The sequence below is a fragment of the Desulfogranum japonicum DSM 18378 genome, from assembly GCF_000429945.1.
GTDB lineage: Bacteria > Desulfobacterota > Desulfobulbia > Desulfobulbales > Desulfobulbaceae > Desulfogranum > Desulfogranum japonicum.
In genome coordinates, this window is sequence record NZ_AUCV01000001.1 from 224,764 (window position 1) to 236,802 (window position 12,039).

The window sequence follows — 12,039 nt, forward strand, 5'->3', positions numbered from 1 at the left end:
ACATGGAAAAACATACCATGCATCGTGTACAGCAGGCAATGAGCAACCTCCATAAACATGAAAGCAGCTGGCAGCAGCGGCCGCTGATTTCGTTCACAGAATTTCTACAGGAACTGCTGACATATCCGGACCGCCTGATACGTGATGTCTATCAGGTGTATGCAGATATGATAAAAGCCTATGTGAAAGAAGGGGTGGATGAATATCCAGGTGATCCTGAATCCATCAACTATCTCAATTATGATTGCTATAAGCTCTTTGTTGAGGATTCAGACCGTCCTTTTTTTGCTGACAGGCTGTTTGCCAACCGTCTTATGCGCCATGTGGAGGCCCTGTCGGTCGGAGCTCAACAACGAAAAATATATATTTTTGATGGACCCCACGGCAGTGGCAAATCCACGTTTTTAAGTAATCTGCTGCGAAAATTCGAGGAATACGCCAACACCCCTGAAGGCGCAAGATTAGAGGTGGTCTGGCGTCTTCCCTGTCCTGACACCTTCAGCAATCAAACATCTCTGCCGCCTCACCTGGCTGAAAAATTGAAGGGACTGCTTTCCCCTGATGAAATGCAGCATTTTGAATCAGGAAACTTTCTGCCTGCTGAGGATAAGGAAAAAGAGCGCTTTTTCCATGTCCCCTGTCCCAGTCATGATAATCCGTTGTTGCTTATTCCCAAGGACGTACGCAGGGCTTTTCTCGATGATCTGTTCACAGATGAAAAACTCAAATGGCGTTTGCATTCAGAGAAAATGTATCAGTGGGTTTTCAGAGACGAGCCATGCACCATCTGCACCTCAATTTATGAGGGACTGCTACGACAGTATCGGGACCCCCTCAAGGTTATGGAACACATCTTTGCACGGCCTTATGTCTTCAACCGTCGTCTGGGCGAGGGAGTTTCCGTGTTTAACCCGGGTGACAGGCCTCCAAGGGAGCCGGTAATCCGTAACGAGCATATCCAGCGAAGCCTTAATGCTATTTTTTCGGGTACGCGGCCGGTCAACCATATTTACTCCCGTTATGCAAAAACCAATAATGGTATTCATGCCCTGATGGATATCAAGTCCCATAACACCGATCGTTTGATGGAATTGCACAACATTATCAGTGATGGCATTCATAAGGTTGAACTTATCGAAGAAGGGGTTAATTCTCTGCTGTTTGCAACCATGAATCCGGAAGATAAAAAGATCCTCACAAACCTGCAGGCATTCAGTGATCGTATTGAATATATAAATATACCCTATGTATTGGATCTTAAAACCGAAGTTGATATTTACCGGGATATTTTCGGCAAACATATCGACGAGAGCTTTTTGCCAAGGGTACTGCATAATTTTGCAAGGGTTATCATTGCAACCAGGCTTCGTCAACGCTCCATTGCCATGTTTGAATGGATAAAGGATCCTGAAATGTATGAGTTGTACTGTGATAAGGATCTGCTTCTGCTTAAGATGGAGATTTTCACTGGGTATATTCCGCCCTGGCTCGAAGAAAAAGATGTGGATAATTTTACGGCGAAAATCAGGCGAAAGATTATCCTGGAATCGGAAAAAGACGGCTGGCAGGGGTTGTCCGGGCGTGATTCGATCAAGATGTTTAGTGAATTTTTTTCCACCTACGGGCGTGAAGGCAAGTTGATCGACATGTCCATGCTTGGCGTTTTTTTCAGAAAATATTGCAAACAGGATCCAGACATTTTGCCTAAAGGCTTTCTCGATTCCCTGTTACGAATGTACAACTATGTCGTACTCCAGGAAGTCAAAGAATCCCTCTATTATTATAATCAGGAACAAATCACCCGTGAGATAATCAACTACATGTTTGCAGTCAATTTCGAGATGGGCAATACAGAGATCTGTTCATATACAGGTGACAAGCTCGATATCTCGGAACAGTTGCTTAACAGGTTGGAAGACCGGCTGATGGTCAGCAGGGAATACGCAGCTGAATTCAGGGCAAGCGTACAGAAAAGTTATACAACGGTTACCCTGCCACAGGAACTTATTCGAGATGAAAAGAATATAACAGACACCGCACTGTTTCATCAACTCCAGGACCGCTACGTTCATGCTCTCAAATCCAAAGTTATGGATCCGTTCCTGAAAAACAGAAATTTTCGCAGGGCAGTCAAGGATTTTGACCAGGAAGAATTTCGAACGTATGATCAGCGTATTCAAAGCGATATCACGTTTATGATAGAAAATCTGCAAAGGAAGTACGGGTATACCAGGCAGGGGGCAAAAGAAATCTGTACCTATGTCATAGACAATAATCTGCCACGAATTTTTACTGACAGTTGATGAAACCTGCCGTCTCTGTTTCACTGATAGATGTAGACCGTATGACAGTCCCTGCATGCAGGGCAAGGAGAACTCAAGATGTATGACGTACAATCAGGTGATTCCCTTTACAGGGTTACACTGTATGAAGTGTATACCGGCGAAGGCCCGGTGACCATTAAACTTCAAGAGGCATTGACTGAAAGCGTCTATAAATTTACTGCTGTACCTTGCAATCACATGGTAGAGGCAGAAGAACAATATGTGGGGCGGGGATCATCTGAAGAGGAAGCACTTAATCTCTGCCTGCGGAAGATTCGCAACGTTCCTGTTTCTCAGCTTTTTTACATTACAAATGCAGGGGGATGATAAGGGTGACGGACACCTCTGCAGGTGTTCACCGTGTATCTATATAAATGAGGGGTGGAATGCATACTGAAAAAAGGAACAGGGTTCGCGTTGATTATTCAGCCCAGGCAAAGGTTTCTTCAGCCACAAAGGGCAAACTCCAGGGGATGATCAGAGATATCGGACTTGAAAGTGTGTACGTGTATGTTGATCCTTTTTTGGATTTTGGGGAGATGGTGGATATAGAAGTCACTCTCTTTGGTAAAAGCAGTAAACTCTCGATCACAGCGAAAGGAACAGTGGCTCGTATCGATCAGGATGGTGTGGCTTTTCGATTTGTGAGTCCATTGGAGTGGTGGCCGGTTTTTACCGTATTCCCTTTGTACCAGGACAGCATGGAATTTGTTGCAGGCCTGGATATGCTGGGAAAATTGCGGCAGAGCCAAAGCCCGGTTTCTTCGTATGAAGAAGATTACAAAATCTGATAATGAGTGTAACTTTTCAAAAAGACACGAGAAAAGGAAACAGATTTTGTTCCGAAAACACCTTTCTCATCATAAAAATAACTGTAACCAAACAATATCTTAAAAAACAGTTGTTACATGTGACCTACAATTTTTTAAATCACATATTGGAGGTTACCAATGAAAATGAAGTCTCTTTTACAGGTTGTTGCCACCGGCGCGGCGGTTGCCCTGTTCGTACTCCCGGCTGCAGCCTCAGAAGTTCGCCTTACCGGTTCTGGAGCCAGTTTTCCTGCCCCTATTTACACAACCTGGTTCAAACAGTTTACCCGTGCCAATAAAGGTATTCAGGTCAACTACCAGGCTAAAGGTTCCGGCGCCGGTATCCGTGATTTTATGAATCATACCGTTGATTTTGCAGCAAGTGACGCTGCCATGAAAGACGAGGAAATCGCTAAAGTGGCTGAAGGTGTACAGCTGCTGCCCATGACTGCAGGTGAAATCGTATTGGCGTATAATCTGGATGGGGTAAAAGGGTTGAATTTACCTCGTTCCGTATATCCTGGAATTTTTCTCGGCAAAATCAAAAAATGGAATGATCCTGCCATTGTTGCAGCCAACCCGGGCGTAACCCTTCCGGATGAGGAAATTACAGTTGTAACCCGTGCAGACAGTTCTGGAACAACCTTTGTATTCACCAAACACCTTTGCGCTATTTCTCCTGACTTTGAGAGTGGTCCTGGTACTGGTAAAACCGTTAACTGGCCAAGTGAAGCAAAGATGGTAAAAGCACCTAAAAATGACGGTGTTACCGCAACCATCAAACAGACCCCTGGCGCAATCGGATATATTGAGTATGGTTTTGCCCGTATGTCCAAACTTGAGATGGCCAGTCTTGAAAATAAAGAGGGACACTTTGTAGCTCCCGGTCTTGAAGGTGGCCAGGCTGCCCTGGCCAATGCCGTTATTCCTGAGAATATGATTGTCTGGCTCCCTGATCCTGCAGGTGTAGATTCCTATCCTATGGCCACCTATACCTGGATGATGTTCTACAAAAAATATGATAGCCCTGAAAAAGCAGAAGCACTTCGTAAAATGGTTATCTACTGTCTTGATGAAGGACAGAAAATCGCAGACAAAGCAGGATATATTCCTCTGCCTGCAAATGTCGTAGAGAAAGTTCGCGCTGCCTCTGCCAATATCCAGTAATTCCTGCCACGACTGTGGATTGTCAGGCACCCCATGTCCATGGGGTGCCTCTTTCACTATGGAGTAATAAACATGGCAATGAAACAACTCTCCGGGGCTGAGGAATCTCATTCTCTCTCCAGGCCACCCTCGTCTGTAGATATTCTGTTTGACAAATCCTTCCGTGCCCTGACGTGTACCTTTACCTGGGCTACAATTCTTCTGCTTGCCTTTATCGTCTATAAAATCGGCAGGCAGGCTATTCCAGCTGTCAGCACCTACGGACTGGGCTTTCTGACTTCAACTACCTGGGATGTCAATGCCCATGAATTTGGAATATTACCTGAGATATGGGGTACCCTGTACAGCTCCTTTCTTGCCCTGTTTCTTGGCGGATTTTTTGGAATAACCATTGCTATATTTCTTACACAGGATTTCCTGCCGCACAAACTTGAGATGATATTGAAAAATATCATTGAGCTCCTTGCTGCTATACCCAGTGTCGTCTATGGACTCTGGGGTATTTATGTCCTCATCCCTCTTATACGTCCTGTTGCTGATCTTTTGCATGATAATTTGGGATGGATTCCTTTCTTTTCAACCAGTTTAAGCGGACCTGGCATGTTCCCTGCCGTTCTGGTGCTTTCCATTATGATTCTTCCCACTGTGGCAGCTATCTCACAGGATGCCTTTCGGGCTATCCCGCATAAAACCAAGGAAGCTGCCTTTGGCATGGGGACAACCCGCTGGGAGGCTATTCTACGGGTTATGCTACCCACGGCTTCCGGCGGTATTTTTGGTGCCCTGGTCCTCGGGTTTGGGCGGGCTCTTGGAGAAACCATGGCCCTGGCCATGCTGGTCGGTAATGCCAACGAGATCAGTTTGTCTCTTTTTGCACCAGCCAATACACTTGCAGCCCTGCTTGCCCTTAACTTTCCCGAGGCAGGAGAACTCGAGGCATCTGTCTTGATGTATGCAGCCTGTGTTCTGCTCTTGATTACCCTGTTGGTGAACATAGCCGGTGCAGCTATCATTTCCCGCACAGGCAGCGGAGGGAAAAAATGAAGAATTCATCAAACGAAACATTCCATTTGCCCAAATTGGAGCGTCAGCCCTTTGAACCCCGTGCCCTGAAATCCATTGTTCTCAGCTCCATTACTATATTGTCTGCGGTTTTTGCGTGCGTGCCACTGTTTTCCGTGTTGATTATGCTCATTTACCGGGGTGGAAAGCGGTTATCTTTTGAACTGTTTTATGCACTTCCCCCAACAGCTTTTGAGACAGGGGGGGGATTTGGAAATGCCATTCTCGGCACCTTGTTTATGGTCGGGCTTGCCGCATTGATCAGCGTTCCCTTTGGTATCCTTGCAGCTATCTATCTTGCTGAACTCGGCAAATATAACAAGGTTGCCCAGATAGCCCGTTTCTGCGCCAAGACCATGACAGGACTGCCCTCCATTTTGGCCGGTGTTTTTGCCTATGCAGCTGTGGTGTTGATCATGCGAAACTATTCGGCATGGGCGGGTGGTATAGCTCTTTCCCTGTTGATGATACCTGTTGTTATGTTGACTGCCGAGGAGGCCATTAAAATGGTTCCTCAGGCCATGAAAGATGCAGCTTTCGGCATGGGGTGCACCCAGACCCAGTCTTTGGTTAAAGTTATTCTGCCTGTTGCCATGCCCGGCCTTATTACCGGTGTTGTTCTGGCTGTGGCCCGTGCTGCCGGCGAAACTGCACCGTTGCTTTTTACAGCTCTGTTCAGTGATTACTGGCTCAGAGTCAATGAACCCACTGCCTCCCTGGCAGTATTGATTTACAATTATTCTGGAATGCCGTTTGAAAACCAGATCGAGTTAGCGTGGGCTGCCTCTCTTATCCTTGTTCTGATGGTTTTCATTCTTAACATTATAAGTCGAGCCATCGGCGGTAAAAAACGTATTTAATTCATGGAATTGGAGTGAGAAATGCTCATGGAAGCTCAATCACAGCAGCAAGCAACAAAAACACATCAATATGACGCTGCCGACGTGGTGCTCGACTGTCAGGCAAAGCAGATATTTTATTCGGATTTTCTCGCTGTCCGGGATAGTCACGTACCTATTGTAAAAAATAAAATTACTGGATTTATCGGGCCTTCCGGGTGTGGAAAGAGCACTGTGTTAAAAAGCATTAACCGGATGAACGACCTGATACGAGGGTTTCGATTTGAAGGAAACGTCCATTTTCACGGGATGGATATTTATGACAAAAAGGTCGATCCCGTTTCCGTACGTCGTAACATTGGCATGGTGTTTCAGCAGCCCAATCCCTTTTCAATGTCCATATATGAAAATGTAGCCTTTGGCCTTCGGTTGAACCGCTACAAAGGGGATATGGATGAAAAGGTAGAAAAGGCATTACGTGGGGCGGCGCTGTGGGATGAGGTGAAAAACAAGCTGAAAAATAATGGACTTTCCCTTTCAGGTGGTCAACAGCAACGTCTATGTATTGCCCGCGCCATTGCCACCGAACCGCAGGTGTTGCTCATGGATGAACCCTGTTCGGCCCTTGATCCCATTGCCACCAGACAGATTGAAGAACTGATGGTGCAGCTCAAAGAGCGATTCACCGTTGCCATTGTTACTCACAATATGCAACAGGCACAACGTGTCGCCGATCAGACAGCCTTTTTTGCCGTGGATATTTCCAGAGGCGGTCGTACCGGGTACCTGGTTGAGATGGCACCAACTGCAGAACTCTTTAGTAATCCACAAGAGGAACTTACCAAGGAATACCTTCATGGAGAGTTTTCCTGATTTGAGTGATCATGTCTTGAATCAAGAGAAAACTGCCACCCCAAGAGTTATGAACCTGACCTCTTCCAACTGTGTTTTTCGGAACATGTTGTCAGTACGCTGGCTGGTTGTCTGTTTTCATCTTAGCTCTCTGCAAAGTAGACAATTATTCATGAAATGTATTGCTTCTCCGTGTGCTGCGGTGGTTACAGAGGGGTTTTTACGGTAGGTAATGGGTAAATACTTGATTAATATTGAGGGGGTGGAGGCCTCCCTGCGGGAAGTGCAGAGAGATTTTGGCAAGATTAACGTTGATCTCAATATGCGCCGAGAATCTCTGCGCGACGAGATTATTCTCAACATGCTGGATGGTTATGAGTATGTGAATATGCTGCTCAAAAAAGATGTCAACATCCTTGAACAGAGTGGCCTGGTTCACTATCTTGAACTCAATCATATTGTTCTTTGTGGAACAGGAACCCGGCAACGAAAGAATTACCTCCAGCACATTCAGGCAACCACAGATCGATTTTATCAGCAAGAAGATTTTTCCATCAAAGATCTTCGTATCTGGGCTGAAAAGCATAAGACAGATTCACCATGGAAACAGGCTGCGGGTGCCTACATCCTACAGATAAGCTGGCCACAGCTTTTCAGCGAGGGGAACCATCGTACCGGCGCCCTGCTTATGAGCCATATACTGGTACGGTTGGGAAAACCACCGTTTGTTCTCAGTGTTGAGAATGCAAAAGGATATTTTGATCCTTCTTCCCTTGCTAAAGGGACCAATAAAAATCTGCTGGGAATGTATTACAAGCTGCCTAAAATAAAAAAGAAATTCGCCAAGTTTCTCCAGAAGCAGGCAAGGGAGGAGCTGCTGCTCAGGCTGTGAAGGTCTATTCTTTTCTGAAATGCCTTGATCTGGTAAAATATCCCTGCTCTCTAACAACCCCTAGGCAGCCACCACCTCATAACTGTTTTTTCTCACTATTTCTGCAACCTTTCTTGCCTCTTCAAGGATCTTTTCTGACCAGTACTGATCAAGAGGGTCGATGACGAGTACGCGAAAGAGGTGTTTTTCCCCTTCCATCTGTACACCGAGAGAGTCGTCTACATGCAGGTAACTGCCTACGCTGCAGGGAAACTTTGAAGGTTTGTCCGGTATCCTATGTTTTTTTATGATTTTTTCGTGATGGTATTGGTTGACGATGAGGTCGAGCTTCAGCCCGTGTATTTTGAAAAGTCGCTCAATATAATGCTCTGACCTGTTGGAAGTGGTGTATATGCCGATCTTCCACCCCTCGGCCCTCAGGGTCGTGAACGTATGAATGGTTCCTTTGCGTAACGGTTCATATTTGAACCACCAGAGGTACCACGGTAAGGTAATGTGTTCTTTGGGAATGGCAGGCTGCCAGCAAATCAGGGTATCGTCCAGATCAAACGTAATCAGCATTGCAGTTAACTAAGGGTATGCACCTCAACTCACCGTGGCGTGGGCGGCTGCTGTACATGGGGATCTTGCCGGACTTTTCTCGAAAGGAGAGGCCGGGCTACTACTGCCTTCTTCTGCCTGTCTGGATGCCTGGTAACTGAGGAGGGTGCGTCTGATAGCATCTGGTTAATATCTGAAGGCTAACTATTCGAAACAAATACTCAAAAAAAATGAATTGGACAAGGAAAATTGGCCAAGTTTTCCATGTGAAAGATCTTTCATTTATAGATTATCGTGCCATCCGTTGTTCTTCTTCATCAAAACCCTCGTCTGGACAAGCCTGTAAATAATCGATAAAATTACATAAGGAACCTGGTTTCGTGATCCTCTGTGAGAAGGGGTAGCCGTAGGATGGCAGTGCAAATGACTATACTACAGTATAGCAACGCAACCTGCAGCGCAGATGCTTGCTTCCGGAGCTGTAAAGTCACTTCTGCGTGCCGAATCTGTACGTCTTTTTCACCTGCGTTTTTTATTGTAGTCATCAAGTTACATTTCAACCAGTCTTGATAGGTGCATTTTTGAAAATGCGGGCCATCGTTCTCAAAAAAGAACGAGAAATGTTTTCAAAAACGAGTTATTTTCACTACGCAATGTTTCGATTTTGTAATTTGTGCCTGGTTCAGGCTGTCTCGCGACCTCAACTCTCCTGAGAGTTTTCGCTTGCATTACCTCCTGCGTGCTTGCTCGATCCTCCCGGGAAAGGATGTGTTATGGTATCAATGAATACATATGATCCTGAAGGGTTTTATGACGAACTATTCACAGCTGGCGGTGTTCCCCGGCATGGAGCCAAACTGCTGGTTGAAAAAATTAATTCGCTGCCCCAAGACGATCTGTTTTTACGCCAGAAAGAAGCCGAAGCCCTGCTGTTGAAAATGGGTATCACCTTTAACGTGTACGGGAAAGATGAAGGAACGGAAAAAATATTTCCTTTTGATCTTATTCCGCGCATCATCCCTGATGAAGACTGGCAGCAGATAGAATCTGGGCTCAAACAACGCATTTACGCCTTAAATGAGTTTCTTCAGGATATCTATAATGACAAAAAGATAGTCAGGGACAAGGTCGTTCCTGAAGATTTGATTCTGAGCAGCCAGACCTACCGGAAAGAGTGCGAAGGGTTTACACCGCCAAAGGGCATTTGGTGTCATGTCACAGGTACCGATTTGATTCGGGATCGTGACGGCAGGTTTTATGTCCTTGAAGACAATCTGCGCTGTCCATCCGGGGTATCTTATGTACTCGAAAACAGAATGGTGCTTAAAAGAACTTTTCCAGCAGTTTTTGCAGCTTCCAGGGTTCGTCCTGTGGATGAGTATCCCGTAAAATTACGTGAGATGCTTGAATATCTGGCTCCACAAACAGTGGAAAATCCCACCATTGGGGTTTTGACTCCGGGAATTTATAACAGCGCCTATTTTGAGCATTCTTTTCTCTCTCAGCAGATGGGTGTGGAACTGGTTGAAGGGCAGGATCTGGTTGTTGACGATGGCCATGTGCATATGCTGACCACCAAGGGATTGCGCAAGGTGGATGTCTTGTATCGTCGTCTGGACGATGATTTTTTAGATCCCCTGGCATTTCGTCCTGAATCTGTTCTTGGTGTCCCCGGTATTATGGAGGTGTATAAATCCGGACGCATTGCGCTCGCCAATGCACCGGGAACAGGTATAGCTGACGATAAGGTATTGTATGCCTATGTTCCTCAAATAGTAAAATATTATACAGGGGAGGACGCCATACTCCCCAATGTGCCGACGTATATCTGCAGGGATGACAAGGAAAGAGCCTATGTGCTGGAACATCTCGAAGAACTGGTCGTTAAAGCAGCCAATGAATCAGGTGGGTATGGCATGCTTGTCGGGCCCCACTCCACAGCTCAGCAGCGGGAGGAGTTTAAGAAAAAAATTGTGGCCAATCCCAGGAATTATATTGCGCAGCCAACTATATCCCTTTCAAGAGTGCCAACCATTGCCGGTAAAGGCATAGAAGGCAGACATGTGGATTTGAGACCCTATGTCCTGTTCGGCGAAGATATCTACGTGCAACCTGGTGGCTTGACCAGGGTTGCCTTGAAAAAAGGATCGTTGGTAGTGAATTCTTCCCAGGGTGGGGGGAGTAAAGATACATGGGTATTGTTTCCCGATGAGAATAAGGACTAAGCTATGTTAAGCCGTGTTGCAAATTCAATATACTGGATGTGTCGTTACATTGAACGGGCGGAAAATGTAGCGCGATTTATAGGCGTGAATCTGAACCTGCTTCTGGATATGAACAGTGGGACAGAACAGCATTGGTCGCCGATAGTGATGACCACCGGAGACCAGGAGCTGTATGAAAAGAAAGGGCAGGCTTATGATGAAGCGTCTGTCTTGTGGTTTCTCACTTTTGATCGTGAATATCCCAATTCCATTTTAAGTTGTGTGGCGGCTGCCCGGGAAAATGCCCGGTCCATTCGGGAAATTATTTCACCCGAACTCTGGGAGCATCTCAACCAATTTTATCTTGATTTGATGCGTGAGGACAGTATCCGTTTTGCCCTCCAGGATCCCCAGAAATTTTATCATGTTATTTTGATGCGCAGTAATTTGTTCATCGGGCTTATGAACAACACCATGAGTCATGGAGAAGCATGGAATTTTGCCCGAATGGGCCGGATGATTGAACGGGCTGATAAGACTTCCCGTATTCTGGATGTAAAGTATTTTATGCTTCTGCCAGAGGTTGAGCTGGTCAATGCTCCCATTGATTATGTGCAATGGATTTCCGTACTGCGATCTGCAAGTGCTTTTGAGATGTATCGGCAGACAAAACAGACCATTACCCCAAAGGGTATTGCGGATTTTCTCATTTTTGATGAACATTTTCCACGTTCCATCCATCATTGCGTTACCCAGGCCCAGAAATGCCTGTACAATATTCTTGAATCTCCAAAAGGGCCGGTTCATCCCGTGGGCAAACTTCTGGGAAGACTGAGAGCTGACCTGGACTACATGGATATAGACGAGGTTCTTGAGCTTGGTTTGCATGAATTTCTTGATGGGCTGCAGGTCAAGCTGAACAATATTGATTTAAACATCGGAACTTCATTTTTTAATATTCAACATCACGCTTTTTCTGAGTCCAGGCAGCAGTGAATAATAGGCTTTGTGGGTATTGATTCGTATCGCTATAGTGTCTTTAGTCCGCATTTCTCACGAATATGTTTTGCAGTAAATGCGAGGCACCGGACATGTAGCCGCAGTGCACTACTGCAACTGCCCGGTAACAAAGCAGATGCTGAAAGTTTTGCTCGCCCGCCAGGGTGGATTTTTTGAATTTGCCAGAAAAACAGACTGTTTTGCAGGCGCGTCTGGCAAATACTATGAATTCAAACCGTTAAACAGCTATTCAAAAAAGTCATGAGAAATGCGGGTTAGGCGTGCTGACATGTGCCATACTTTGAATCTTTACCCATATTTTTTTGCTACCCTTTGGGATGCAATGAT

The 12,039-nt window shown here is 45.7% G+C and carries 11 protein-coding genes; 10 read left to right on the top strand and 1 reads right to left on the bottom strand.

All coding sequences use genetic code 11. The features are described 5' to 3' along the window. Window positions 1-17: 17 nt before the first annotated feature. The 8 genes from G493_RS0100975 to G493_RS0101015 all read left to right on the top strand — a co-directional run bounded on the left by G493_RS0100975 (window position 18) and on the right by G493_RS0101015 (window position 7,948). Window positions 18-2,303, top strand: coding sequence for a serine protein kinase PrkA (locus tag G493_RS0100975; RefSeq protein WP_028578861.1), 2,286 nt, complete (start codon window positions 18-20; stop codon window positions 2,301-2,303). A gap of 78 nt (window positions 2,304-2,381) precedes the next feature. After that, entirely contained in the window at window positions 2,382-2,651 is a 270-nt protein-coding gene (locus tag G493_RS0100980; RefSeq protein ID WP_028578862.1) for a hypothetical protein, read from the top strand. 59 nt (window positions 2,652-2,710) lie between these two features. Next, entirely contained in the window at window positions 2,711-3,115 is a 405-nt protein-coding gene (locus G493_RS0100985; protein ID WP_028578863.1) for a PilZ domain-containing protein, read from the top strand. Between the two features lie 165 nt (window positions 3,116-3,280). Next, complete coding sequence (gene pstS, locus G493_RS0100990; RefSeq protein WP_028578864.1) at window positions 3,281-4,303, top strand: phosphate ABC transporter substrate-binding protein PstS; 1,023 nt, start codon at window positions 3,281-3,283, stop codon at window positions 4,301-4,303. 72 nt (window positions 4,304-4,375) lie between these two features. Next, entirely contained in the window at window positions 4,376-5,347 is a 972-nt protein-coding gene (gene pstC / locus G493_RS0100995) for a phosphate ABC transporter permease subunit PstC (RefSeq protein ID WP_028578865.1), read from the top strand. Then, window positions 5,344-6,225 carry a phosphate ABC transporter permease PstA gene (gene pstA / locus G493_RS0101000; protein WP_028578866.1) on the top strand — a complete coding sequence of 294 codons (882 nt, stop codon included), beginning with the start codon at window positions 5,344-5,346 and terminating at the stop codon, window positions 6,223-6,225. Before pstC ends, pstA begins: the two co-directional genes overlap by 4 nt. A 27-nt stretch (window positions 6,226-6,252) precedes the next feature. Further along, window positions 6,253-7,077 (top strand): phosphate ABC transporter ATP-binding protein PstB, encoded by an 825-nt coding sequence (pstB, locus tag G493_RS0101005; RefSeq protein ID WP_035273106.1) that lies wholly within the window; start codon window positions 6,253-6,255, stop codon window positions 7,075-7,077. Window positions 7,078-7,288: 211 nt separating this feature from the next. Continuing rightward, on the top strand, window positions 7,289-7,948 hold the full coding sequence (locus tag G493_RS0101015) for a hypothetical protein (RefSeq protein ID WP_028578869.1): 660 nt from the start codon (window positions 7,289-7,291) through the stop codon (window positions 7,946-7,948). Between the two features lie 60 nt (window positions 7,949-8,008). On the opposite strand, the gene G493_RS27230 is transcribed toward G493_RS0101015, so the two are convergent. Next, a complete protein-coding gene (locus G493_RS27230; protein WP_035272882.1) occupies window positions 8,009-8,509 on the bottom strand; it encodes an HAD family hydrolase in 501 nt (166 codons plus the stop codon). Window positions 8,510-9,261: 752 nt separating this feature from the next. Here G493_RS27230 and G493_RS0101035 point away from each other — a divergent pair. Continuing rightward, window positions 9,262-10,713: a circularly permuted type 2 ATP-grasp protein gene (locus G493_RS0101035; protein ID WP_028578871.1), complete on the top strand. Its 1,452-nt coding sequence runs from the start codon at window positions 9,262-9,264 to the stop codon at window positions 10,711-10,713. A 3-nt stretch (window positions 10,714-10,716) separates the two neighbouring features. Then, window positions 10,717-11,688 (top strand): alpha-E domain-containing protein, encoded by a 972-nt coding sequence (locus G493_RS0101040; protein WP_028578872.1) that lies wholly within the window; start codon window positions 10,717-10,719, stop codon window positions 11,686-11,688. Window positions 11,689-12,039 lie beyond the last annotated feature (351 nt).

What these genes read in the sequence shown, in the direction of transcription:
- G493_RS0100985 (WP_028578863.1), top strand. Translation starts at nt 2,711, where the DNA reads ATGCATACTGAAAAAAGGAACAGGGTTCGCGTTGATTATTCAGCCCAG.
- G493_RS0101035 (WP_028578871.1), top strand. Translation starts at nt 9,262, where the DNA reads ATGGTATCAATGAATACATATGATCCTGAAGGGTTTTATGACGAACTA.
- G493_RS0100980 (WP_028578862.1), top strand. Translation starts at nt 2,382, where the DNA reads ATGTATGACGTACAATCAGGTGATTCCCTTTACAGGGTTACACTGTAT.
- pstC (WP_028578865.1), top strand. Translation starts at nt 4,376, where the DNA reads ATGGCAATGAAACAACTCTCCGGGGCTGAGGAATCTCATTCTCTCTCC.
- G493_RS0101040 (WP_028578872.1), top strand. Translation starts at nt 10,717, where the DNA reads ATGTTAAGCCGTGTTGCAAATTCAATATACTGGATGTGTCGTTACATT.
- G493_RS27230 (WP_035272882.1), bottom strand. Translation starts at nt 8,509, where the DNA reads ATGCTGATTACGTTTGATCTGGACGATACCCTGATTTGCTGGCAGCCT.
- pstB (WP_035273106.1), top strand. Translation starts at nt 6,253, where the DNA reads ATGGAAGCTCAATCACAGCAGCAAGCAACAAAAACACATCAATATGAC.
- pstS (WP_028578864.1), top strand. Translation starts at nt 3,281, where the DNA reads ATGAAGTCTCTTTTACAGGTTGTTGCCACCGGCGCGGCGGTTGCCCTG.
- pstA (WP_028578866.1), top strand. Translation starts at nt 5,344, where the DNA reads ATGAAGAATTCATCAAACGAAACATTCCATTTGCCCAAATTGGAGCGT.
- G493_RS0101015 (WP_028578869.1), top strand. Translation starts at nt 7,289, where the DNA reads ATGGGTAAATACTTGATTAATATTGAGGGGGTGGAGGCCTCCCTGCGG.
- G493_RS0100975 (WP_028578861.1), top strand. Translation starts at nt 18, where the DNA reads ATGCATCGTGTACAGCAGGCAATGAGCAACCTCCATAAACATGAAAGC.